This is a genomic window from Nonomuraea sp. K271, from assembly GCF_009908215.1.
GTDB lineage: Bacteria > Actinomycetota > Actinomycetes > Streptosporangiales > Streptosporangiaceae > Nonomuraea > Nonomuraea longispora.
In genome coordinates this window covers 44,961-68,733 of sequence record NZ_JAAAHR010000002.1, presented here as the reverse complement: position 1 = coordinate 68,733, position 23,773 = coordinate 44,961, and the positions used below count along the sequence as shown (strand labels likewise).

Sequence of the window (23,773 nt, the reverse complement as noted above, 5' to 3'; positions counted from 1 at the left end):
GCCTCCCTAACCGAGCCCGAACAGTCTGGCCGCGTTCCCCTTGAGGATCTTCGGGCGGATCTCGTCCCGGATGGCGATCTTGGCGAAGTCGGCCAGCCAGCGCTCCGGGGTGATCATCGGGAAGTCCGAGCCGAAGAGCACCTTGTCCTTGAGCAGCGTGTTCGCGTACTGCACCAGCTGTGGCGGGAAGTACTTCGGCGACCACCCGGACAGGTCGATGTACACCTTCGGCTTGTGCATGGCGACCGACAGCGCCTCGTCCTGCCAGGGGAACGACGGGTGCGCGAGGATGATCTGCAGGTCGGGGAAGTCGACGGCCACGTCGTCGATGTGCATCGGGTTGGAGTACTTCAACCGCAGCCCGCCGCCGCCCGGGGTGCCCGCGCCCGCGCCGGTCTGGCCCGTGTGGAAGAGCGCGGTCAGCCCGTGCCCGGCGATGACCTCATAGAGCGGATAGGCCATCCGGTCGTTCGGGAAGAAGCCCTGCGAGGTGGGATGGAACTTGAAGCCGCGGACGCCGTACTCCTCGATCAGCCGCCGCGCCGCCCGCACGCCCGCCGCGCCGCGATGCGGATCGACGCTCGCGAACGGGATGAGCACGTCGCTGTGCAGTGCCGCCTGCTCGGCGATCTCCTCGTTGCCGGGAGACTGCTCCTTGCCGCTGACGTGCATGGAGTCGACGCCGAACACGATCGCCGCCATGTTCCGCTCGCGGTAGTACTCGGCGATCATGGGCACGGTGAACTTCCGGACCGCACCGGCCTTGAAGTAGTCGGCCATCGCCGAGAACGTGTCGTCACCGGATCCCGGAGTGTCGTGGACGGAGATCTGCACGTGGGTGTGCACGTCGATCGCGTCGAGCGCGGTGATGTCCATCACGCCTGCTCCCCCTGGTCGGCGACGATCGCGGTGGCGCTGCCGGACAGCACCTCCACGCCCGCCGCGTTCACCGCCGAGAGGGTGAGCTCGGCGCGCCGCTGCCCGTCGACCGTGTCCACCGAGGTGACGGTCGCCGTCGCGGTGATGGTGTCGCCGGGCCAGACGGGCGCCTTGAACCGGGCCCGGTAACGCCGGATGTTCTCGTGCCCGAACCAGTCGGTCAGCACGCGGCCGGCCAGGCCCATGGTGAGCATCCCGTGGGCCATGACGGTCGGGTGGCCGGCGATCCGGGTGGCGAACGGCTCGTCGGTGTGCAGCGGGTTGAAGTCTCCGCCGGCGCCGGCGTACATCACGATCTGCGTGCGTTTGAGGTCCGTCACGACGACCTGACGTACTTCCTGGCCGGCTGTCACGGTCATCGGCCCGCCTCCGGGGTGTCGCCGGTCTTGGGGGTGACCGTAACCGAGACCGTGGTCGAGCGGGCGACCAGCTCTTCGTCGGCGTCGAAGAAGTCGACGTGCCGCTCGGCGAAGTTGAGGACGCCGCGCCCTCCGGTCTTGCTCCACGTCCGGCCCTCGCGCTTGCGGGCCGTCAGCGTCTCGCCGACCCGGATCGGGCGGAAGTACTCGAACTCCTGCTCGGCGTGCAGGCCGCCGCCTCCGCCCGATGACACGCCGGGCCCGGCCCCGGAGCCGTTCCAGGGCGCGCCGGGGCGCATCCGCAGCCCCCAGTCCGGGTCGAACTGGGCGAAGGCGATCGGGAAGGTGGGGGGGACCACGTCGGCGTCCTCGCCCAGGGCGCGAGCGAAGGCCCGCACGTGGCCCTGCTCGATCGGGAACGGTATGCCGGTCACGACGCTGTCTCCTCTGCTTGCAGGTAGCGGGTGGCCACTTCACGGGCCGACACGCGGTTGATCTTGCCGGCCGGGCTCCGGGGGAGCGAGTCGACCCGGACGACCCGGCGCGGGCGCTTGTATCCGGCGAGCCGCTCGGCCACGAGGCCGCTCAGCGTCTCGTCCCCGACGTCGGCGAGGGCGCTCGCCGGGGCGACGACGGCCACCACGATCTGGCCCCAGCGCGGGTCCGGGACGCCGACGACGACCGCGTCGGTGACCTTCGGGTGCGTCAGCAGCGCCTCTTCGACCTCCTCGGGGAAGACCTTCTCGCCCCCGGTGTTGATCACGCCGTCGCCCCGGCCGAGCAGGATCAGCTTGCCGTCCGCGTCCAGCGAGGCGAGGTCCCCCGGCACCGAGTAGCGGACGCCGTCGACGACCCGCCAGACCCTGGCCGTCCGCTCCGGGTCCTTGAGGTACCCGACCGGCTGCGGTCCGGCGCTGGCCAGGATGCCGATCTGACCGGTGCCCGGCTTGATGTCCTGGTCGTTCTCGTCGAGGATCCGGGCCACGGGGGCCAGCGTGAACCGCCCGTCCGCCAGGTCGGACTCCGAGCGTGCCGCGGCCGTCCCGAACGGGCCGCCTTCGGAGGCGGAGATGTTGTCGATCAGGGTCAGGTCGTTGCCGTACCGCAGCAGCCGGCGCTTGACGTCGGCGCTCCAGATGACGCCGGAGCTGGTCATGGTACGCAGGCTGCGGATGTCGTACGGGTGCCCGGAGCTCTCGGCGGCGGCCAGGGAGTCCACCAGGGGGCGGCCGAACGCGTCGCCGACGATGACCATGTCGGTGACCGCGTGCTGCTGGACGGTCCGCCACACCTCGTCCGCGTTGAGGGACTTGGAGGTGCAGAAGCAGATCGTGCCACCGCCGTACAGGCTGCGCAGCGTCTGCAGCAGGCCGGTGCCGTGGATGAGCGGCGACATCGGCAGCACGGTGGGGGCGAGGCCCCTCTCGTGCAGCTCCCGGACCCGCGCCCGCACGTCGCTCGGCGTCTGCGGCGCCGGGAGACCGTGCTGGCGGAAGACCGAGGCGATGATGCCCAGCAGCCCGTCACGGTCCCAGACGACGCCCTTCGGCCGGCCGGTCGTGCCGCCGGTGAGCAGGATGATGCCGTGCGGCGAGTCGGTGTCGATCTCCTCGTGGACCGGGCCGTGCTCGGCCGCCCATTCGAAGGACACCGCCGGCGCGAGCGGCTCGGTGGCCGATCCGGCTTCCAGGAACAGGCCCAGTTTGGGAAGGTCGCCGTCTATCTGCCGGACCTGGGCGGCCAGGCTGGTGTCATAGACGAAAGCGGCCGCATCGGTGTAGTTGAGCACGTAGTGCAGCTCTGGGGCGAGATAGCGGTAATTGATGTTGACCGGCTGCGCGCCCAGCTTGAACACGGCGTACATGATCTCCAGGTACGCGAACGAGTTGTACAGGGAGATCGCGACGGTCGAGCCGGGGCCGACCCCGCGCTCCGCCAGCGCCCCGGCGAGCCGCGAGGAGCGGGCGTCCAGTTCGGCGTAGCCGACGGACCGGTCACCCTGGATCACCGCGGGCCGGTCGCCCACCACTTCGGCAGCGGCGCGAAGGGCCGTGGCAACGCCCATTGTGCGGTCGGTGGAGTCAGGCAAGGTGGCCTCCGATTCGGGTATGGCCGCGCAACAGGTCGCGCGAAAGGATGAGCCGCTGCACCTCATCGGTGCCTTCGAAGATGCGCATCGCCCGGATGGCGCGATACCAGCCTTCAAGGGGAAGTTCCTTGGTATAGCCCATCCCGCCGTGGATCTGGAGTGCCCGATCCACGACTCGGCCGACCATCGCGGTGCAGAAGAGCTTCGCCATGGCCGACGCGTGTCTGGCGTCGGCCCCCCGGTCAACGTCCCAGGCGGCCCGGAGGGCCAGCCAGCGGGCCGCTTCGAGCTCGGTCTCGGAGTCGGCGATCATCCATTGGATCGCCTGGTTCTGGCCTATCTTGCGGCCGAATGTCTCGCGCAGGCCAGCGTAGTCCACCGCCATCCGCAGACAGCGCTCGGCGATGCCGACACACTGCGCGGAGATCACGTAGCGGCCCTTGCCGACCCACCGCATGGCCAGCTGGAACCCGCCGCCGACCTCGCCGAGGACCTTGTCGGCCGGCACCCGTACGTCGTCGAAGGTGAGCGACGCGGGCTGGTGCCAGCTGCCCATCGTGCTGATCGGCGAGGAGGTCCAGCCGGCCTCCCGGTCGACGAGGAACGCGGTCGCGCCGTGGCGGGCGCCCTTGTCCCTGTCGGTGAGCGCGATGACGATCGCGTAGTCGGCCTCGTGGCCGTTGCTGATGAAGGTCTTCTCGCCGTTGATCAGCCAGTCGTCGCCGTCCCGCCGCGCGTAGGTGCTGATCGCCCCGGCGTCGGACCCCGCGCCCGGCTCGGTCAGCGCGAAACAGCCGAGGCGCTCGCCCTCGATCGTCGGCTTCAGGTACTCCTCCTGCTGGGCCGCGTCCGCGCCGTACAGGATGTTGTCGGCCTCCCCGCCGAAGCGGAAGGGCACGCAGGTCTTCGCCAGCTCGGCGTGGATCAGCGATTGGGTGACCGCCGGAAGCGCCATCCCGCCGTACTCCTCGGGTGTGCTGAGCCCCCAGAAGCCGAACTGGCGTGCCTTGGCGCGCAGCCGGCGTTCCTCGTCCCGGGGCAGCCGCGCGCCGCCGTCGCGCACCAGCCGGAGGAAGTCCTCCTCCAACGGGAGGATCTCCTTGGTGACGAAGGCGCGCACGGTGTCGCGGATGTCCCGCTGCTCGTCACTCAGCTCGAAGTCCATCGGCCCTCCTTCGGTACGCCGGTCATCCGGCCCGCGGCGGCAGGTCGTGGGCGCGTACGTTGGAGATCATCGCGGCGTCCATCATCCAGTCGTGCGCCCGCAGCGGATCGGCCACGATCTCCGACATCTGCAGCTGGAACTTGCGTCGCTCCGACTCGTCCTGCTCCGCCATGGCCGTGGTCGTGCGGTGCGTGAGCTCCTGCACCGCCTCGACGGCGGCCTTGCGCCTGCGGTGCGCCCAGGCGTCCAGCACGTCGGCGCCGGCCTCGCCGCGGAGCACCGCGCTGAGCTGGATGGACAGGTCGAAGGCGTCGTGAATGCCGCCGTTGAGGCCCATGCCGCCCATCGGGCTGTTGACATGCGCCGCGTCGCCGAGCAGCAGCACCCTGTCCTTGCGAAAGGTGTCGGCCACCCGCTGGTGCACGGAGTAGATCTTCCGTTCGCGCAGCGGCAATTCGGGATGGTCGCCGAAGACGCCCCGCAGCCGGTCCGCGACGTACCGGTCGGAGAGGGCCTCATCGGTGGTGACGTGCGGCGGCACCGAGACGACGATCCGCCAGACGTCCGGCACCCGGAGGATCAGCAGGTGTTCCACCGGGTCGGCGATGTAGTTGACGTCACAGATGCCCGGCAGCAGCGTCTCCACCGGATAGTCGATGCTCAGCACCAGGTAGCGGTGCTCGTAGGTGAGCCCCTCGAACGAGCTTCCGAGCGCCTTGCGGATGGTGCTGCGCGCGCCGTCGGCGGCGAGCACCCAGCGGGCCGCGACCCGCTCTCCCGAGGCGGTGCTCAGCACCGCGCCGTCCTCGTCCTGGCTCACGTCCGTCACACCCATGGCCAGCCGTACGTCGACAGGGGCGGGGCATGCGTTGATCGCATCCTTGATGATTTGTGTGTACTTGTACTGTTCGAGCTGCAATCTGAAGGGATAGGCGGTCTCGTCGGCGAGCATGCCGAAGTCGAACTCCGCGATCAGGCCGTCGCGGCGATCGTGCACCTGGTACTTCCGCGCGACGATGCCGGCCTCCAGCATCGTGGAGACGACGCCGAGGTCGCGGGCGATCTCGATCGTCGGCGGGTGGAAGGTCGAGGCCCGCCACTCGGTGCTGAGCCGGTCGGCCTGCTCGAAGACGGTGACGGACGCGCCGCGCCTGGCCAGGGCAAGGGCCGCGGTGAGCCCGACCGGGCCTGCGCCGACCACGGCCACGTCGAGGATGCCCATCACTTGCTCCACTCGGCGATGTGGTCGCACATGATCCTGGCCAGATCGGGGCGGCCCTGGAAGTAGTGGTCCGCTCCCTTGATCTCGACCAGCTCACGCCTGTCGTGCGCGACGGCCTCGTACATGGTGCGGGCGTGGCTGGGGAAGGCCGCGCAGTCGGCTGATCCGTAGATGACCATGACCGGCGCCTGCACCTCTGGGAGGGCGACGTAGGCGTTGGCCCGGCTGTGGTCGTAGCTCCACTGGCTCAGCCAGGACCGCAGGCTGGTGAGGTGGCCCAGCGACGCCGGCCGGAAGTTGGCCGCCCAGGGGCTGCCCCACAGAGTGCCGGCCCGCCGGTCGGACGGGTCGAGGGTCAGGTCCAGGAAGCGCGGGTCGGCTGCCGTGCCGTGCACGACGAAGGGGAGGTCGTCGGGGGCCACCTTCTCCCCCGCCGACTCGCGGACGTACCCGCGCAGCGCTTCTATCTGCTCGCTCGCCCAGGCGGTGATCCGGCGGTTGCGGTCGATCTGGGCGAGGCGGTAACGCTCGACGAACTCCTCGCCGTAGGCCGGGCCGTTGGCAGGATCGAACATGTCGAGCGAGGCGTCCCGGTCGAAGGGCCGCTGCTCGTCGGTGATGGCCGGGTCGAGCCCTTCGGTGTAGACGACCGCACGGCCGGGGTGCGCCATGGCCATGACGATCTTGTCAGCCGGGATGAGCCCGACCCCGGCCAGGTCGACGGGGTCGCCGGCCGGGGTGTGGGTGATGGTGGGGTTCTCCGCCTGCGCCTGATAGAGCGCGGCGAGCCCGCCGCCGCCGGAGTTTCCGACCAGGACGACCCGCTGATAGCCCAGCTCGCGAAGGTGGCGGATCGCCGCGCCGATGTCCAGGAGGCAGTTCTCCATGATGAGCGCGGAGTCGTTGCCGACGTAACGCGTGGCGAGCCCGACCGCGGCCACCCCCCGTGCTGCGAGCTCTTCCAGGGCGTAGTGACCGATGAAGTTGGACGCCGGGTGCACGATCAGCACGGCGGTCGACGGCGTCCGCAGATCGTTCTTCCAGAGGGTGGCCCAGATCTTCCCGCTCATCCGGGCGACGCCGGAGTTGATGTCCAGGCGTCCACCAGGCGTCATCGGTATGGGGAGTAGTTCGCGGGACAGCACGGGGCGGCTCCTGATCAGCGCGGATGAGGCAGGGGTGGGATCGGCGGGTCGTGCGCTACCCGCGCGCGGTCCACTTCCGCAGCGTCTCGGCGCCCGCGCGCGCGTCGGCGTCGTCGAGAGGGCGGGTCTGGAACGTCAGCTCGACCCGGATCCCGTTCGGGTCGAAGAGGTACAGCGACTCCCAGACCCCGTCATGGTCGACGATGCCCACCGTCTCCACGCCCTTGGCCGCGAAGTGCGCCTTCCACTCGTAGAGCTCCTCCATGGAGTCGACGTTGAGCGCGATGTGCCGCACCCATGAGGGCACCGAGTCGGGTCCGGGGTTGGGCATGTCGTCGACCTCGAAGAAGGCGATGGCGCTGCCGTCGCCGAGCCCGAAGAAGGTGTGCAGGTAGGGCGTGCGGGCTCCGTTGGAAGGCACCTCGTCCAGCTGGATCGCGGTGAGCAGCTCGCACTTGAGGACCTCGGTGTAGAAGTCGTGCGTGGCTTGGGAGTCCCACGTCGGATAGGCGATGTGGTTGAGCGAGCGCGGTGCGCGGAGATCGGCTGTCGCCATCATCTGATCCTCAGTGTGTGTCAATTATCGGACAAGTAGTCCGGAATTTGAATTGATTGTCCGGCCGTGGATGTCAACTTGTCAACCACGACCTCAGGGAACGACCACGCTGCGCAGCGCCTCTCCTGCCAGCAGCCGGTCGTAACCCTTCTGCGCGTCGGCGAGCTCGAACGTCCCCGAGACGTACTCGTCCAGCGGCAGCCGGCCCTCCAGATAAAGGTTCGCGAGCAGCGGCAGGTCCCGTGCCGCGACGCAGTCTCCCCAGATGGAGACCCTGATCGACCCTCCCGTCAGGAACAGCCGGCGCAGCGGCACCTCGGCCACGTCGCCCTGCTTGGGGGCGCCGACGATCACCAGGCGCGAGCCGGGGGCCCGCAGGCCGTCGGCCGTCGCGAAGGTCGCGGGCCCGCCGACCGCGTCCAGGACGACGTCCGCGCCCAGGCCGTCGGTCAACCCGCGGACGCGTTCGCCGGGGCCCTCCTGGGACGCGTCGATGAGGTGGGTGGCGCCGAACCGTTCGGCGACGGCGAGTTTGCCGGGATTGGTGTCGATCGCGATGATCCGCCGCGCCCGCGCGTACGCAGCCCCGGCGATGGCCGCGATCCCCACGCCACCGCAGCCGATGACCACCACGTCGTCGACCGGCCCGGTCTCCGCGGTGTTGACGGCCGCGCCGAAGCCGCTGGGCACGCCGCAGCCGAGCAGCGCGGCGATGGGCGGCGGCACCCGCGGGTCGATCGCGATCGCCTGCCGGGCGGGGACGATGACCCGTTCGGCCAGGCCGCCGACGCCGAGCACCGGAGTCGCGGCGGCGCCGTCGCCGAGGGTGACCTCCGGCCGGCGCGGCAGCTTCGACGCGCACGCCTCCGGCCGTCCCGAACGGCAGTGCTTGCAGTCCCGGCAGGCCACCATCGGCGCGACGACGACGCTCTCACCCGGCGCGACGCCCGTCGCGTCCGGCCCCAGAGCCTCGACGACGCCGGCCACCTCATGGCCGACCAGGTAGGGGAAGTCCGTTCCCGACGTGCCGTGCATGAAGTGCACGTCGCTGTGGCACAGCCCGCAGGCGGTCACCCTGATCAGCGCCTCGTCGCCGGTCAGGTCCCGCAGCGGGATGTCCTCGAAGCTCAGTGGCCCGTGCGCCTCCCGTACGACGGCGCCTCGGTAGTGCTCGTACATGGATCACTCCTGGGGTCGGGCTGAAGGTCAGTACCAGCGGGGCGCGTCGGCCGCGGCGGTGTCCACGATCACCGTCTTGAGCTCCGTGTAGGCCTCGTGCCCCACCCGGCCGAGCTCGCGGCCGACACCTGACAGGCCGACGCCGCCGATGGGGGCGTCCAGCGCCAGTGCCCCGTACGAGTTGATCCAGAAATAGCCCGATCGCACCGCTCTGGCGGTCGTCAGCGCCCGGTCCAGTTCACGGGTCCAGCAGCCGCCCACCAGGCCGAAGGGCGAGTCGTTGGCGAGCGCGACGGCCTGCTCCGCGCCGCTGAACCGCTGGACCGTGAGCACCGGCCCGAAGACCTCGTCGTACACGATGGCGGGCACGCGCGGCAGCCCGGAGGGGATCTCCAGCACGGTCGGCGCGACGAACGCGCCGCCGGGATGGACGCCGGGCGGCCGGCCGCCGCCCGCCAGGACGCGCGCTCCCTGCTCCACCGCCGTGTCGACCATCGCGCGGACCCTGTCGGCCTCGCCGACCGAGATCAGCGCGCCCAGCTGGGTGTCCGGCGCGAACGGGTCGCCGACCCTGATCGAGCGCGCCACGTCGGCGACCTGCTCGGCGAACGCGTCCGCGATCGGCTCCTCGACCAGGAGCCGGGAGCCGGAGAAACATCGCTGCCCGGCGTTGCGGAAGATGCCGCCGACCGTGGCGTGCAGGGCGGCGTCCAGGTCCGCGTCGGCGTAGACGATGTTCGCGGACTTGCCGCCGAGTTCCAGCAGCACGCGTTTCATCCCGTCCGCCGCCGAGGCCATCACCTGCCGGCCGACCGCGGTGCTGCCGGTGAACGACACCATGTTCACCCCGGGATGCTCGACCAGCCGACGGCCGACCTCTCCCGCGCCCTGGAGCACCTGAACGAGGCCACCGGGGAGTCCGGCAGCCGTGAGGATCTCGGCGAACACGGGCGCCGCCAGCGGGCTGAGCTCAGGGGACTTGATCACGATCGCGTTGCCCGCCGCCAGCGCCGGGCCGGCCTTCTGCGCCGCGAACATGAACGTGGTGTTGAACGGGATGACCGCCGCCACCACCCCCACCGGCTCCCGGAAGGTCATCCGCAGCGTGGAGCCGTCCGCCGGCAGGGTGCTGCCTTCAAGGGTGGCGGCCCACCCCGCGGCGGCACGCAGGTGGGCCGCCGCCACGAAGACGTCGCCACGCGCCTCCGCCGGCGTCTTGCCGTTGTCCAGCGCGATCAGGTGGACGAGTCGTGCGGCCCGCGCCTCGATCAGGTCGGCGGCCGTGCGCAGGATCCGCGCGCGTTCGTGCGGGGAGGTGCGCGCCCAGGCAGGCTGAGCCGCGACCGCGCCCGCGACGGCTTCGTCGACGAACCCGGCCGTGGCCGCCTCGACCTGTGCGATCAGCGAGCCGTCACCCGGATGACAGGTCGGGAAGACCGCTCCTCCGCCACCGCGGAGCGCCCCTCCGGCGAAGCTGTGCGCCGCCGGCAACTCCGCGACGGCGATGTGCTCGGACAGGTTGGTGCTCATCGAGGAATCTCCTTGGGCAGATCTGTGCCATGGCCCAGGTACACATGCGGCCAGAACCGTGACTGCCTGCCGGACCAGCGCTCTTTACCTCGTCTGCACCGGAACGCTACCATCATAAATTCAAATATAGGACTCATCGTCCGATAAATGGAATTTGGAGATCTCGTGGAGTTCAGCCATCTCGGTCGCAGCGGTCTGACCGTCAGCCGTCTGGTGCTCGGCACGGACAACTTCGGCACCCAGACCACTGAGGAGGACGCGTTCCAGATCATGGATCGCGCCCACGAGCTGGGGATCAACCTGATCGACACGTCCGACGTGTACGGCTGGCAGTTCGGCGAAGGACTGACCGAGCAGATCATCGGCCGGTGGCTGTCCACCGGCGGGGGCCGCCGCGAACGCACGGTGCTCAGCACCAAGCTGTACGGCCGCATGTCCGCCTGGCCGAACGACGCCGGCCTGTCCGCGCTGCACATCAGGCGTGCCTGCGAGGCGTCGCTACGGCGGCTGAACACGGACTACATCGACATCTACCAGATGCACCACATCGACCGATCGACCCCGTGGGAGGAGATCTGGGAGGCGATGGACGTCCTCAAGACCCAGGGCAAGATCGTCTACGTCGGGTCCTCGAACCACGCCGGCTGGCACATCGCCGCCGGGCAGGAAGCCGCCGCCCGGCGCGGTCACCCGGGCCTCGTCAGCGAGCAGACCATCTACAACCTGCTCGAACGCACCGCCGAGCTGGAAGTCCTGCCCGCCTGCGCGCACTACGGCGTCGGCATGATGCCGTGGTCGCCGCTCGACGCCGGCCTGCTCGGCGGGATCCTGCGCAAGGAGCGGGAGAACCGGATGGGCGCCCCGCTGCCCGGCGCCAACGTGGCCACCCACCGAGGCAAGCGACTGGCCAAGCTGGACCGGCACCGCGCCGCCGTCCAGGCCTTCGAGGACCTGTGCGACGAGCTCGGCGAAAGCCCCGCCGACGTCGCGATGGCCTGGCTGCTGGGCCGTCCCGGCGTGACCGCGCCGATCATCGGGCCGCGCACCCTGACCCAGCTCGACGCCTCCACCCACGCCCTCGAGGTGACCCTGGACGACAAGACGCTCGACCGCCTCGACGCCATCTTCCCCGGCCCGGGCCCCGCGCCGGAGGCCTACTCCTGGTAGGCCCCCGGCCCGGGACCCGCGCCGGCCCCGCTCAGCGGAACGTCTGCTGGAGACCCAGCAGCCGCCGGGCGCCCACCTTGTCCAGATATTCCTGGTGGTCCTCGACCCCGAACACGTACTCGTCCAGGTACTCCTTGGTCCGGTCCTGGGCGGCGAGATCCCGGTACTCCACCAGCCGCTGCCGGTCGTAGGCGTAGTGTCCCGGGGAGGACAGCGGATGCGAACCGTAGGGCGCGTGGGCGACGATGTCCACGATCGCGCCGGGGATGGACACCAGGCGCGGGTCGGGGGCCGGAGCGTACTCGTCCAGGATCTCGTCCGAGCTGATGATGACGTGGTCGCTCGCCTTCGCCATCACGTCCTCGAACCGCCGCTGGCCGAAGATCTGCGCGTTGCCCTTCCGGTCGGTGACCTGCGCGTGGAACAGTCCGTAGTCCGCCCGCAGCGCGGGAATCGTGGTCACGGTACGCCCGGTGTACGGATCGGTCGTCGTCCGGACGTTCTTGTTGACCTTGGGCAGGTCGGTGCCCTCGTACAGCGGGGGAAGCGGCAGGAACGGCAGCATGCTGGCGCCGGCGCGGAAGCCGTAGACGATGTACGCCTCATCCCCCTCGACGATCTCGATCGACTGGCTCTCCGCGGCCCGGCGGTAGTTCGGCGCCATGCCGAGGAACTCCAGCCCGACATAGGACACGTGCAGCCGTTTGACACACCCGGCGGCGATGAGCATGTCCACGGGCGCACCCGCGCTCGGCGTCGGGATCAGCTCCAGGTCCCTGACCCCGCGCCGGATCAGCGCGTTCACCAGCGCCATCGGGCCGTTGTGGGAGTGCACGCCGCCCAGCGCGATCGTGGCTCCGTCGGGGATGCCGGCGACCGCCTCCTCGGGGGTCGTCACCTTGTTCGCGCTCATCGCCTGAACTCCTTCGCCGCGGCGTCGCCGCCGGTGGTCACCTCGCCGAGCAGCCGCGTCCCCGTGACGCGCTTCAGCTCGGCCCTCCTGATCTTGCCGCCCTCGTCGACCGGCAGGTCGGTCACGAACTCCACCTCGCGTGGCCGCTTGTATCCGGCCAGCCGTTCGGCGCAGTAGTCGAGGACCTGCTGCTCCGTCAGCGCCGCATCCGGCGCCCGCCGCACCAGCGCCTTGACCGACTCGCCGAACCGCTCGTGCGGCACGCCGATCACCGCGGCGCGGGCCACGCCGGGGCAGGCCTGCAGCACCGCCTCGACCTCACCGGCATACACGTTCTGCGCCCCCGACCGGATGACGCCCTGCGCCCGGTCGGCGAGGTAGAGGTAGCCGCGCTCGTCCCGCCAGGCCATGTCACCGAGCCGGAGCCAGCCGTCCTTGAGAACCGCTCGGGTCACCTCCGGCTGGCTCCAGTAGCCGGAGAACACGCTGGCCGCCCGGATCCGCATCTCCCCGGTCTCCCGTACGGCCACCTCGCGATCCTCGGCGTCGAAGATCTTGACCTCGGCGAACGCGGCCGGCCGGCCCACCGGGACGATGGAGGTGGCATCGGTGCGCAGGAAGTTACGGTGGTCGTCCGGGGTGAGCAACGCCACGAAACCCCCCGCCTCCGTCGCTCCGAACGCGTGGTAGAACTCCAGGTCCAGCGCCTCGGCCAGGGACCGGATCAGGCTCCACGACACCGACGCGCCGCCGTACCCGACCAGTTCGAGCGCGCTCGCGCGCGTGAGGTCGAGCTCGGGCAGCGCCCGCACCAGGTCGACCAGCATGGTCGGCACCAGGAAGGCGTGCTCGACCCCGAACCTGTCGATGTCGTCGACGAACGCGGCCGGGTCGAAGCGCCTGCGCAGCAGCAGCGGGACGCCGAGGTAGGCGGTGGTCGTCACGAAGGACGCGCCGACCCCCAGCGTCAGCGGCACCGAGATCCAGGTCGGGCCGCCGCGCGGCACGTTGACCTCGCACAGGTAGTTGGCCGTGCTGGCGAGCTGCTGGTCGTGCGTGGCCATGCAGCCCTTGGACGCGCCGGTGGTGCCGCTGGTGTAGCGCAGCGAGCGCAGCTCGTCGCCCGTGCCCTTCTCCGGCACCTCGCCCGGGTCGCCGGAGGCGACCAGGTGCGTGAACGATCCTTGCTCGTCGTCGCCCAGGCCGACGGTGTAGATGCCGCGGATGCCCGGCGCCTGCCTGGCCGCCTCGACCGCGGCGGGGGTGTCACAGATGATGGCGGACGCGCCCGAGTGGGTGAGGATACGGGCGATCTCGGGTGCGGTCAGCCGGGTGTTGATCCCCACGGTGACCAGGTTGGCCTTCCACGCGCCGTGGAAGGCCGTCACGATGTGATGGCAGTTGGACATCACCAGCGCGATCCTCTCCTGCGCGCGGTATCCGAGCCCGATCAGCGCGTTGGCCAGCCGGTTGGTCTCCATGTCCAGCTCGGCCCAGGACTGCTGGGCCTGGTCGCAGATGACTGCGGGCAGCGGGCCTCGTCGTACCGCGTTCTGCCGCAGCAGGTTCTCGATTCGCATGCGTGTCCGTTCGTCGGTCGTCAGCGGCCGAGTGCCCGCTCGACCAGGTCGGCGATGAGGTCGGGGCGCTCGATGTGGACGTTGTGCCCCACGCCGGGCAGCACTGTCACCGGGTGCCCGAGCACCTCGGCCATGTCCGCCGGGTCGATGCCGGGATCGCGGGCACCGCAGGCCAGCTCGACCGGGCAGGTCACCCGGCCCATGCGGGCGGCCAGCTCAGGACCGGTGGCCGGGCCGGCCTTGGCGATGCCCGGATCGCCGGAGAGCCCGTAGCCGCCGTCGCGGGCCGCGACCCCGGTGGCGCGATCCTCGTCGGTGAACGCGGGCCCGGTCATCCCGGACACCCGCCCGAACAGCTCGCGCGCCTGCTCCTCGCCGGGGAAGACCCGGACCGGCCGCTCGGCCATCGCGGCCCGCCGGGCCAGCTCCTCCTCCGTCCAGGCGACCTTCATCGCGACCACCGCCAGGGAGCCGACCGTGATGCCGCGAGTCCGGTCCGCAAGGGTCATCCCGATCATCCCGCCGAGCGAGTGGCCCACGACGGTCACCGGGCCCTGGACGCCGGTCAGTGCGGCGGCCACCGCGTCGGCCACCGCGTCGGCGTAGCCCTCGGGCGAGTAGTCCTGACGATGGCCGGAGCGGCCGTGCCCCGGCAGGTCGGTGACCAGCCACCGGCATCGGGTGCCGCGCTCGCGGAGCCGGTCCAGCGCCGGTCTCCAGACGGCTCCGGACGCGCCGGAGCCGTGCAGGAAGAGCACCGCGGGGCCGTCCTCGCCGCCGGACTCCAGGTATACGTCGGCCATCACGCCTCCGCCTTCTCCTTCGTTCGCGCGAGGAACCCGAGCGCCACCTCGACGAACTCGGCCGAGCGCTCGATCTGCGGATAGTGACCGCTGCCGTCGATCGTCTCGGTCCGCACGTCAGGAATCTGTGCCGCCAGTTCCTGCCAGGTCAGCGGCGGCACCAGCCGGTCGTACCGGCCGCGGACGAGGAGGGTGGGCACGGCGACGCGCCCGTAGTCGCGGGCGGGCGGGCGCACGTGCGGCCGTCGTTCGCCGCTGTCACGTCCCGGCGCGCGCAGGCTGCCCGCCGCGGCGGTCTCCCACGCGCCCGGGACCATGCAGTACTCATGGCGGCGGCGCAGGTAGTCCTCGCTGTGCTTCCAGCGCGGGTCGTGGAAGAGCACGTCCATCGACGGGCGCAGGCCGTCGAGTGTGCCGTCGAAGTCCTCCAGTACGGCGCGGGCCTCCGCCACCGGCGCGGCCAGTCCGGTGCCCACCACGACCATCGAGCGGATCGGCCACTGGGGCGACGGCCGGTTGGCGACGTCGAGCAGCATCCGCCCGCTGAGTGAGGTGCCGATGAAGTCGGCCGAGTCGATGCGCAGGGTGCGCAGCACGCCGGCGACCTGCCGCAGCATGAGCCGGCGCTGGCCGCCGAAGTCGCGGAGCTTGTCGCTGTGCCCGAAGCCGACGAAGTCGAGCGCCAGCACGCGATGGTGCTCGGCCAGCGCCGGGACGCAGTTCTCCCAGGCGAGCCGGGCGGAGGCGCCGTACTCGCCGCCGTGCAGGAGGATCAGCGGAGGACCGTCCCCGGCTTCCAGATAGTGGGTGGTGCAGCCGTCGGCGACGACGTACCGATCGTGAAAGCTCATGAGCGCTCAAACCACGGCGGGGTAGCGGCGCAGCACACCATCTCGATCGACCTGGGTCCGGAGCAGGGTGAGCTCCTCGTCGCCGGGGGCGTCGACGGTCTGAACGTCGTCGGCGAGCAGCAGCTCGAATCCGGTCGCCGCCTGGATCTTCTCGATGCTGCTCCACGGGTGGACCTTGATCAGGCGCATCCGCTTGCTCTCCGGCTCGAAGTCGAACACGCCCAAGGGGGTGAACACCCGCCGGGGGCCGTCGGACTCGGGGCGGAAGACCTTGGAGCGGGCGTCGCCGCCGTCGAGCCAGCCGGCGCCACTGACGAAGTCGACCTTGTCGACGAAGATCTTCGGTGTGTGGTGCTGGGTGTAGATGTAGCTGGTCTTGAAGCCGCCGAGGAAGATCAGGCCGATGGTGCCAGGGCCGCGCACCTTCGGCTTGTGCCAGTCGCCGATCATGGCCATGTTCAGGTTGCCGTGCTTGTCGATCTGCATGCCGCCGAGGAACGCGAAGTCGAAGCGCATCGCGGTCTCAAAGTCCACGACGTCGTCGAGGCTGAAGTGATATTCGCTGGTCACGAGGTTGCGGTAGTCGGCCGAGGACTCGGTCAACCGCTGGATCTTCGGGTTCATCGCGCCGCTGCCCCCACAGAAGAAGGACAGGTTGGGCGCGTGCGTGAGCTGCGCCAGGCGCAGCCCGGCGGCGGGAATGTGCGACGCGGCGCCCACGGAGCCGAAGGCACCGTCGGCCATCTCGTGCGAGATGGAGATCGCCATCATCTCCGCCCAGGTGTAGGTCGCCTCCGGCACGTGGCCCCCAATCGGGTTCGAGCGACAGCGCAGCTCGTCGCGCTGGACATCTCGCCGCGACAAGTACTTGTCAGAGCAGCGAGTCGCATTTATCGTACAGTAAGTCCGTAATTTGTAACAATGCTATCGTGGCGGTGTTTCTGTCAAGGGTCATCGCGCCCTGGCCGGTGGCTACCGCGCAGGAGGAACAACGATGACCCGACCCGCTGTCGAGCGAGTCCTGCACGGCCTCGTCGACCTGCACTGCCACTCCGGGCCCAACCCGCTGCCACGCGCGTTCGACCACGTCCAGGCCGCCAAGGACGGCGAGCGGCTGGGCATGCGCGCCTTCCTGGCGAAGTCGCATCACCACAACACGGTGATGGACCTCCTCGCGATGGGCGACCGCCTGGCCGGCGTGAGCACCGCCGTCTACGGCGGCATCGCGCTGAACAACCAGGTCGGCGGCATCAACCCGCACGCGGTGGAGATGTGCCTGCGGATGGGCGGACGATGCGTCTGGTTCCCCACCATCTCTTCCAGCGCGCACGTCGCACACCACAAGTCCGGCGGTGGCTTCCCCAAGCCGACGATCCCGCTGACCACGACACAGGTCGACGTCCGCGGCCCGGACGGCGCGCTCATCCCCGAGGTCGGCCAGGTCATCGAGGTCATCGCCGAGTCGGGGGCACTGCTCTCCGCCGGGCACATGGCCCCCGACGACATCCGGGAGGTCTTCACCGCCGCGCGCGACACGGGGGTCCGGAGACTGGTGGTCAGCCATCCGAACTTCGTGATCGGCTCCGACCCCGCACAGTGCAAGGACTTCATCGAACTCGGCGCCTACATCGAGCACGAGACCAGCATGTACGACTCCGAGGTCGCCCAGGCGCGCGGCGGCCCGGAAATGCTGATGGACTGGATCGAACGGATCGGGCCTGAGCACACCGTGCTCGCCTCCGACCTGGGCCAGGTCGGCCGCCCGATGCCCGTCGACTCCTTCATCCGGGTCGGGTCCGCCCTGCTGGATCTCGGGCTACCCGAGAAGGACCTGCGGCAGATGGTCCGCGTCAACCCGTCGTACCTGCTCGGCCTGGACGACTGACCGTAAGGACGAATCACATGTACAGCCCCAACGATCCTCGTGCGGCCCTCAACACGAACGCGACCACGACCATGACCACGACGGATCCGAACGCCCCCATCGCGGCGCTCGCCGCCTACGAGTTCCTGACGCTGCCGCCGGACGAGGTCACGGACCTCGGCAGCAGGACCTGGTACGTGCGCGCCCAGAACTTCGTGCTCGCCTTCACCCGCCTGGTCGCCGGTGACACGCTGCGCCGCGACGCGCGCGCGCAGCGGGAGGAGTACGTCATCGTCCTGCCCCACGACGACACCACGATCGACGTGACGGCCGGCAACGAGAGCCAGGAGGTGACCGGGCGCGGCGTGGTCATCGTGCCGCCCGGCGACAGCCACCTCAGCGCCCACGGCGACGCCGACCTGGTCCGCCTGTTCGACGTCAGGACCACCGACCTCCTCGCGCGCTGCGGCAACGCCTCGGCGTACGCCGAGCCCCATCCGCGCGTCGCCCTGCTGGAGCCGTGGCCCGACCCGCCCGCCGGACACCGCCTGCGCGTCTACCGGAACGCCGACTTCCCGCTGGAGCGCGGCCGGTTCGGCCGTATCTTCCGGTCCAGCGCGTTCATGGTCAACTTCGGCGACCCCAGGAACGGCCCGCGCAATCCCGACCGGCTCTCCCCCCATCACCACGACGACTTCGAGCAGTGCTCGCTGACCGTCGCCGGCGACTACATCCATCACGTCCGGACGCCCTGGACGTCGAAGCGCTCGCAGTGGCGCGCCGACGAGCACGCGGCCGTCGGCAGCCCCGCCGTCGCGATCATCCCACCGCCCACCGTGCACACCAGTCAGGCGGTCGGCGAGGGCGACCACCTGCTCATCGACATCTTCAGCCCACCGCGCGCGGACTTCTCCGCCAAGGCCGGATGGGTGCTCAACGCCGATGAGTACCCCGCCCCCGAGCACATCACGACGGCATGACCTTCTTCGCGAACGCCTCCGCGCGGGCGCCACGGCTGGGCACCTGGATCAAGCTGGCGACCACCGAGAGCGTCGACATCATGGCCGGCGCCGGATTCGACTTCGTGGTCATCGATCTCGAACACTCCCCGCTCGATCTCACCCTCGCGGCCCGGATGATCAGTCTCGCCACGGCCTACGGCGTCGACCCCCTGGTCCGCGTGCCCGATCACCAGGGCTCGGCCATCCAGCGGGTCCTCGACGCCGGGGCGCGGGGCATCCTGGTCCCCCACGTCGACTCGGTGGCCGACGCCGAACGGGTGGTCGCGGCCACCCGCTTCCCGCCCCTCGGCCGGCGGGGCGCGGGCGGAACCAGCCGCGCGGGCCGATGGGGGCTGACGCCCCGGGACGAGTACATCCGGGTCGGCAACGAGGACGTCGTCTGCATCCCCCAGTTGGAGAGCCCGGACGCCATAGACGCCGCCGGCGGCATCCTCGCGGTGCCGGGGATCGACGCGGTGTTCCTGGGCGCCGGCGACCTGTCCGTCTCCCTCGGGGTCCGCGTGAACGATCCCGTGGTCAAGGAGTCGCTCGACCGGGCGCGGGCCGCCGCCGCGGCTGCGGGCAAGCCCTGCGGCGCGGCCTGCGTGGACGCGCCTTCGGCCGTCCGGACCGCGGCCCTCGGCCACCAGTTCCTCATCATGGGCAACGACGCCACCATGCTCGCCCGCACGGCCCATTCGATGGCGCAGGCGTTCCGGGACCAGATCGGCGGCAATTCATGATCGTCGGTAGCTGGCGGCTGGTCGACTACGTGATGGAGGGGGAGCCCGACGACGGCGCGCGCCCCCTCGGGGACAAGCCGCTCGGCCTGCTCATCTACGGGCCCGACGGCCACATGTCGGTGCAGTACATGGCCGGCGACCGTCCGCCCCTGAGGTCGGGCAACTGGCGCTGGGCCACCGACGCGGAGAAGCTCGCCGCCGTACGGACCTACGGCGCGTACGCCGGACGCTACGAATGGGCCGGCGACCGCGTCACCCACCAGGTGGAGGCCGCCATCTACCCCAACTGGATCGGCGCCGAGCTGGTCCGCCTCGCCGTCGTGGACGGGGACCGGCTGATCCTGCGCGCCGAGCGAACCCCCGGCCGGCCGCCCACCCCCATCCTCACCTGGGAACGCATCCGATGACCCTGATCGACGCCCACGCGCACCTGGTGACCGACGACCCGGCCTACCCGTTCGACCCGCCCGGCGGCACGGTCAGCGAGGCCGTACGGAACGACCCGATGACCGCGGAGCGGCTGCTCGCCGCGCTGCGGGAGCACGGGCTGTCGGGCGCGATCGCCGTCCAGCGCGCGCACGTGTACGGCTACGACAACAGCTACGTGGTGGACTCGGCGGCTCGGTACCCTGACCGGCTCGCCGCCATGTGCGTGCTCGACGCGCGGGCGCCGGACGCGGCGGAGAGAGTGCGCCACTGGGCGAGGCGCGGTGCCGTGGCCGTCCGCCTCACCTCGCCGGGCGGGAACCAGCACGGCGGCACGCCCGGCACCGAGTGGTTCGCCGGCGCGGAGGCCCGCCGGGTGTGGCGGCAGGCGAGCGAGCTCGGGCTGTCGATGTGCCTGCACATCTACCGCTGGAACCGCGACGAGAGCCTGCGGGCGCTCGCCGCGGTGACCCGCGAGTTCCCCGGCACGCCGGTCGTCGTCGATCACATCGCGAGCGTCGAGACGGACCGCGCCGCCCCCTACCCGGGGGCCGACGGGCTGCTCGCGCTGGCCGACCGGCCGCAGGTCCTGGTCAAGGTGACGACGCTCAACCTCGCCCGGATCGTCGCGGCGGGGATCAAGCCGTCGGTCGTGGTCGAATGGCTGGTCTCCCGGTTCGGCGCCGAGCGGGTGCTGTGGGGGTCGGACGTCACCCAGACTCCCGGCGCGTACGCGGACATGGTCCGGATCGCCCGCGAGTCGGTCTCCGGCCTGTCCGACCGGGACGCCGCCCTGGTCCTGGGCGGCACGTCGGCCTCGCTCTACCGCGTCGGAACACCATGACAGGCGGCCTCGTACCTCTCGTGGACACTCATGTCCACCTGTTCACCCGCGCGCTGCCTCTCGCGGCGCGGGCGTGGACCCGGCCCGAGGGCGAGCTGACGGCGGAGACGTTCCTGTCGATGATGGATGAACACGGCGTCGGCTACGGCGTGGTCTCCGCGATGAGCCTGCTCGGGGACCTGAACGACTACACGATCGACGCGTTGCGCGAGCACGAGCGGCTGCGCGGGACCGTCATCGTCGACCCCACCACCGATCGGTACGTCCTGGAACGGATGAAGGCGGACGGCGTGGTGGGCGTCCGGTTCCAGTGGCGGCGGCTCGCGGACCTGCCGGATCTCACCGACCCGGCGTACCGGCGGCTGCTGTTCCGGATCGCGGACCTCGACTGGCACGTCGAGGTGAACATCGAGGGTGACCGGTTGCCGCCGGTGCTCGACCGGCTGACCGCCTCCGGGGTGAAGGTCGTCGTCGACCACTTCGGCGATCCGGACCGGGAATCCGGCTACGCCGGAGCCGGCGGCGCGGCGCTGCTGCGGGCCCTCGGCACCGGCAGGGTGTGGGTGAAGCTGTCCGCGGGCTACCGCTTCGGCGTCGGCCCGGACACCCTGGCCGGCCACGCGGCGACCCTGATCGAGGCCGCCGGGCCGGAGCACGTCTTCTGGGGCAGCGACGCCCCGTTCGTCGGCGCCCGCCGCCAGGTCACCTACCGCGACGCCGTGAACTCCTTCGCCCACCTCGTGCCCGACGCCGAACTGCGCCGCCGGATCTCACTGGCCGCGCACGCGTTCTACTTCGGCTGAGCGCGTACGGCGTCCGCGCTGACCGAGCCGAGCCACCCCAGCACCGGCCGGGGCGGCTCTCGCCGGTCACTTCGGCGGCGGGGTGTGGCTCTGCAGATGCTCCGAGAACCCGGCGAAGTCGGCGGCGAGTTGCTCCGCGCTCCACCCACCGTCGCGATGCGTGACGAACGCCTCCTTGGGATGCGCCCAGATCGCGAACCGGTCGCCACCGAACCCGATGTACTGCCCGGTGACGCCGGCCGACTCGTCCGAGGCCAGGTAGACGACGAGCGGCGCCACGTCCTCGACCTTGCCGATGCCGCGCCGGCGCAGGTCGGCCGGGACCGGCCCGCCGGCCTCGACCGAGGCGACGACCTCGGTCAGCGCCGGGATGGTCGCGGCCATCCTGGTCAGCGCGGTGGGCACGATCGCGTTCACGGTCACGCCCAGCTTCGCCGTCTCGATCGACCACACCCGGACCATGCTGATGACGGCCGCCTTGGACGCGGCGTACGCCGTCTGCCCGAAGCTGCCGTACTGACCGGCCGGTGAGCCGACCAGGATCAGCCGGCCACCGCCGCCCTGCTCCCGGAACTGGCGCACCGCGGCGCGACCGCAGGTGAAGGTGCCACGTACGTGGCTGTCCACCACGAGGTCGAACTCCTCGTCCGTGACCTTGGCCAGGGTCCGGTCACGCAACGCGCCAGCGTTCGTGCACATCACGTCCAGGCGGCCGAACTCGGAGACCGCCCGCCGCACCAGCGCGTCGGCCGACTCCGTGGGGCCGACCGCGCACACCTCGGCGACGGCACGACCTCCGGCCGCGGTGATCGCCTCGACGGTCTCCTTGGCGACGTCGGCGTCGATGTCGTTGACCACCACGGCGGCACCGGCCGCGCCCAGCGCCTCGGCGTACGCGCGGCCGAGGCCACGCCCTGATCCGGTGACGATGGCCACCTTGTCGTTGAGCCGCATGGGCTTCCTTTCTGCGTTATTTGCTGATCTTCACCGAGGCGAAGTCATAGTCGCCGATCACCGGCGCGTCGAGTCCGGTAACTCCCTTGCGGTAGGCCGCCACGTAGGTCACGCCGCACACCGGAATCACCGGCGGCCCGGCCTCCACGACCTTCTTGATGATCTCCTGCATCGGCGCCTTACGTTCCTCGACGTCCTCGCTGGCCCGCGCCTTCGCCAGCAGCTCGCCGACGCCGTCAAGCGAGAAGGCACCCGGGTTGTACGAGCCGCCCTTCATGTAGAAGTCCTGGACGAACTGGGTCGGGTCGGGCCGCCCGGCCTGCACCAGCGCCACTGTGGCGGTGAACTTGCCGGTCCGGCGGACGCTGATCATCTGCTGGAACTCCAGCACCTTGATCGTGGCCTTGATGCCCACCTCCTTCAGCTGTGCCTGCAGCGCCTGGGCCAGCACCTGGTACGACGTGTTGGGGCCGACCTCCAGCGTCAGCTCCATGCCGTCCGGGAAGCCGGCCTCGGCCAGGAGCTGCTTGGCCTTCTCCGGGTCGTAATAGGAGGACACGTCGTTCAGCTCGGGCACGTTCGCCCAGAAGCCCTCCTGGAACGGCTGGACCACGCCGACACAGGTGTTCTCGAACAGGTTCTTGTTGAGCGACTCACGATCGATGGCGTACAGCAGCGCCTGCCTGACCTTCGGGTTCTTGAGCTCCGGCTTACTGGTGTTCAGCAGGATCCCGTTGAAGGTGGTGTTGGGGGCCTTGATCACCGTCATGCCCGCCGCCTCGGACTCCTCGATCTGGTCCGGCTTGATCGAGGTGCCGTCGGCCTGCCCCGACTTCACCGCACGCAGCCGGGTCGTCTCATCGGAGTAGGCGGTCATCTCCACGCCACCGATGGTCGTCTCGGCGGCGTTCCAGTAGTCCTCGAACCTCTTGAAGGAGACCTTTCCCTCCTCCAGCGAGCTGAGCTCGAAGGCTCCGGTGCCGACCGGCTTGGACGGGAGACTCGGATCGTCGAGCGCACCGGGCGCGACCACGATGCCGGCCTCACCGGCGAGCACGCTGATCATGTAACCGGCAGGCTCGGAGAACGTCAGTTCCAGCTCGGTCGGGCTGACCGCTTCGACCTTGTCGAGGATCGACAGCGCCGACGCGAGGTTGCCGCCCTTCTTGAACGCCTCCAGCGACGCCTTGGCGGCCTCGGCGTTGAAGTCCTCACCGTTGTGGAACTTCACCCCCTCGCGCAACTGGAGCGTGATCACCTTGTTGTCGTCCGAGAACGCCCACTCCGTCGCCAGACCTGGCTCGATCTCACCGGCCATGCTCCGGCCGATCAGGCTCTCGTAGACCACGTCGAGGAACACAGGGTCAAGCGGGGCGGCCTTACGGGGGTCGAAGGAGGTGGGATTGCCCGGCACGGCCCAGCGCAGGACGGCCGCACCGTCGGGAGCGCCGGCAGACGACGGCTGGTCGGTCGTCCCGGCGCCACAGCCGGACAGGGCGAGACCGGTGGCGAGGACCACGCTGGCCGATTTGACTGCTGCTCGTTTCACGGCTTTTGCCTCCATATTTCAGAAGCGAGCTTGGCTGGTTTGACTGGTGACCGCGGTGCTCCCCGGCTACGTCATCGACGTGCGGGCCCGT

General features: G+C 70.5%; 24 protein-coding genes. 7 read left to right on the top strand and 17 right to left on the bottom strand.

Features of this window, described 5'->3' with window-relative positions; all coding sequences use genetic code 11:
- Positions 1-6: 6 nt before the first annotated feature.
- From GUY59_RS01020 to GUY59_RS00975, 10 genes are all read right to left on the bottom strand, one after another.
- Positions 7-876, bottom strand: coding sequence for an amidohydrolase family protein (locus tag GUY59_RS01020; RefSeq protein ID WP_138198603.1), 870 nt, complete (start codon positions 874-876; stop codon positions 7-9).
- Positions 876-1,298: a MaoC/PaaZ C-terminal domain-containing protein gene (locus GUY59_RS01015; protein WP_138198545.1), complete on the bottom strand. Its 423-nt coding sequence runs from the start codon at positions 1,296-1,298 to the stop codon at positions 876-878. Before GUY59_RS01015 ends, GUY59_RS01020 begins: the two co-directional genes overlap by 1 nt.
- The gene (locus GUY59_RS01010) at positions 1,295-1,732 is read right to left on the bottom strand and encodes an FAS1-like dehydratase domain-containing protein (RefSeq protein WP_138198544.1); all 438 of its coding nucleotides are present in this window, start codon (positions 1,730-1,732) and stop codon (positions 1,295-1,297) included. The genes GUY59_RS01015 and GUY59_RS01010 overlap by 4 nt, the downstream gene beginning before the upstream one ends.
- Positions 1,729-3,363, bottom strand: a complete 1,635-nt coding sequence (locus GUY59_RS01005; RefSeq protein WP_161714319.1) for an AMP-binding protein — start codon at positions 3,361-3,363, stop codon at positions 1,729-1,731. The genes GUY59_RS01010 and GUY59_RS01005 overlap by 4 nt, the downstream gene beginning before the upstream one ends.
- A 16-nt stretch (positions 3,364-3,379) precedes the next feature.
- The gene (locus GUY59_RS01000; RefSeq protein WP_138198542.1) at positions 3,380-4,552 is read right to left on the bottom strand and encodes an acyl-CoA dehydrogenase family protein; all 1,173 of its coding nucleotides are present in this window, start codon (positions 4,550-4,552) and stop codon (positions 3,380-3,382) included.
- A gap of 22 nt (positions 4,553-4,574) precedes the next feature.
- On the bottom strand, positions 4,575-5,774 hold the full coding sequence (locus GUY59_RS00995) for an FAD-dependent oxidoreductase (protein WP_138198541.1): 1,200 nt from the start codon (positions 5,772-5,774) through the stop codon (positions 4,575-4,577).
- Positions 5,774-6,889, bottom strand: a complete 1,116-nt coding sequence (locus GUY59_RS00990) for an alpha/beta hydrolase (RefSeq protein ID WP_201760370.1) — start codon at positions 6,887-6,889, stop codon at positions 5,774-5,776. Before GUY59_RS00990 ends, GUY59_RS00995 begins: the two co-directional genes overlap by 1 nt.
- Positions 6,890-6,974: 85 nt before the next feature.
- A complete protein-coding gene (locus tag GUY59_RS00985; RefSeq protein WP_138198539.1) occupies positions 6,975-7,475 on the bottom strand; it encodes a VOC family protein in 501 nt (166 codons plus the stop codon).
- Between the two features lie 93 nt (positions 7,476-7,568).
- Positions 7,569-8,654, bottom strand: coding sequence for an alcohol dehydrogenase catalytic domain-containing protein (locus GUY59_RS00980; protein WP_138198538.1), 1,086 nt, complete (start codon positions 8,652-8,654; stop codon positions 7,569-7,571).
- Positions 8,655-8,681: 27 nt separating this feature from the next.
- Entirely contained in the window at positions 8,682-10,184 is a 1,503-nt protein-coding gene (locus tag GUY59_RS00975; protein ID WP_138198537.1) for an aldehyde dehydrogenase family protein, read from the bottom strand.
- Positions 10,185-10,331: 147 nt separating this feature from the next.
- Between GUY59_RS00975 and GUY59_RS00970 the strand changes: the two genes are divergently transcribed.
- Complete coding sequence (locus tag GUY59_RS00970) at positions 10,332-11,351, top strand: aldo/keto reductase (protein ID WP_201760369.1); 1,020 nt, start codon at positions 10,332-10,334, stop codon at positions 11,349-11,351.
- A gap of 31 nt (positions 11,352-11,382) precedes the next feature.
- On the opposite strand, the gene GUY59_RS00965 is transcribed toward GUY59_RS00970, so the two are convergent.
- The 5 genes from GUY59_RS00965 to GUY59_RS00945 are packed head-to-tail and all read right to left on the bottom strand — an operon-like array spanning position 11,383 to position 16,299.
- A complete protein-coding gene (locus tag GUY59_RS00965; protein WP_138198536.1) occupies positions 11,383-12,264 on the bottom strand; it encodes a CoA-transferase in 882 nt (293 codons plus the stop codon).
- Positions 12,261-13,844, bottom strand: coding sequence for a class I adenylate-forming enzyme family protein (locus tag GUY59_RS00960; protein WP_138198535.1), 1,584 nt, complete (start codon positions 13,842-13,844; stop codon positions 12,261-12,263). The genes GUY59_RS00965 and GUY59_RS00960 overlap by 4 nt, the downstream gene beginning before the upstream one ends.
- Before the next feature lie 20 nt (positions 13,845-13,864).
- A complete protein-coding gene (locus GUY59_RS00955) occupies positions 13,865-14,647 on the bottom strand; it encodes an alpha/beta fold hydrolase (RefSeq protein ID WP_236666718.1) in 783 nt (260 codons plus the stop codon).
- Positions 14,647-15,498: an alpha/beta fold hydrolase gene (locus GUY59_RS00950; protein ID WP_138198533.1), complete on the bottom strand. Its 852-nt coding sequence runs from the start codon at positions 15,496-15,498 to the stop codon at positions 14,647-14,649. Before GUY59_RS00950 ends, GUY59_RS00955 begins: the two co-directional genes overlap by 1 nt.
- A 6-nt stretch (positions 15,499-15,504) precedes the next feature.
- Positions 15,505-16,299 carry a CoA-transferase subunit beta gene (locus GUY59_RS00945; protein ID WP_138198532.1) on the bottom strand — a complete coding sequence of 265 codons (795 nt, stop codon included), beginning with the start codon at positions 16,297-16,299 and terminating at the stop codon, positions 15,505-15,507.
- A 193-nt stretch (positions 16,300-16,492) separates the two neighbouring features.
- On the opposite strand from GUY59_RS00945, the gene GUY59_RS00940 reads away from it, so the two are divergent.
- The 6 genes from GUY59_RS00940 to GUY59_RS00915 are packed head-to-tail and all read left to right on the top strand — an operon-like array spanning position 16,493 to position 21,179.
- Positions 16,493-17,383, top strand: a complete 891-nt coding sequence (locus tag GUY59_RS00940) for a DUF6282 family protein (protein WP_138198531.1) — start codon at positions 16,493-16,495, stop codon at positions 17,381-17,383.
- Positions 17,384-17,400: 17 nt separating this feature from the next.
- Positions 17,401-18,342, top strand: a complete 942-nt coding sequence (locus GUY59_RS00935) for a hypothetical protein (protein ID WP_138198530.1) — start codon at positions 17,401-17,403, stop codon at positions 18,340-18,342.
- Complete coding sequence (locus GUY59_RS00930) at positions 18,339-19,106, top strand: HpcH/HpaI aldolase family protein (RefSeq protein ID WP_138198529.1); 768 nt, start codon at positions 18,339-18,341, stop codon at positions 19,104-19,106. The genes GUY59_RS00935 and GUY59_RS00930 overlap by 4 nt, the downstream gene beginning before the upstream one ends.
- The gene (locus GUY59_RS00925; RefSeq protein ID WP_138198528.1) at positions 19,103-19,513 is read left to right on the top strand and encodes a lipocalin-like domain-containing protein; all 411 of its coding nucleotides are present in this window, start codon (positions 19,103-19,105) and stop codon (positions 19,511-19,513) included. Before GUY59_RS00930 ends, GUY59_RS00925 begins: the two co-directional genes overlap by 4 nt.
- Positions 19,510-20,376 carry an amidohydrolase family protein gene (locus GUY59_RS00920; RefSeq protein ID WP_138198527.1) on the top strand — a complete coding sequence of 289 codons (867 nt, stop codon included), beginning with the start codon at positions 19,510-19,512 and terminating at the stop codon, positions 20,374-20,376. The genes GUY59_RS00925 and GUY59_RS00920 overlap by 4 nt, the downstream gene beginning before the upstream one ends.
- 20 nt (positions 20,377-20,396) lie before the next feature.
- Positions 20,397-21,179 carry an amidohydrolase family protein gene (locus tag GUY59_RS00915; protein WP_201760368.1) on the top strand — a complete coding sequence of 261 codons (783 nt, stop codon included), beginning with the start codon at positions 20,397-20,399 and terminating at the stop codon, positions 21,177-21,179.
- Between the two features lie 66 nt (positions 21,180-21,245).
- Here GUY59_RS00915 and GUY59_RS00910 read toward each other — a convergent pair whose 3' ends face one another.
- Both GUY59_RS00910 and GUY59_RS00905 read right to left on the bottom strand, forming a co-directional pair.
- Complete coding sequence (locus tag GUY59_RS00910; RefSeq protein ID WP_138198525.1) at positions 21,246-22,133, bottom strand: SDR family NAD(P)-dependent oxidoreductase; 888 nt, start codon at positions 22,131-22,133, stop codon at positions 21,246-21,248.
- Between the two features lie 16 nt (positions 22,134-22,149).
- Positions 22,150-23,682 (bottom strand): ABC transporter substrate-binding protein, encoded by a 1,533-nt coding sequence (locus GUY59_RS00905; protein ID WP_161714318.1) that lies wholly within the window; start codon positions 23,680-23,682, stop codon positions 22,150-22,152.
- Positions 23,683-23,773 lie beyond the last annotated feature (91 nt).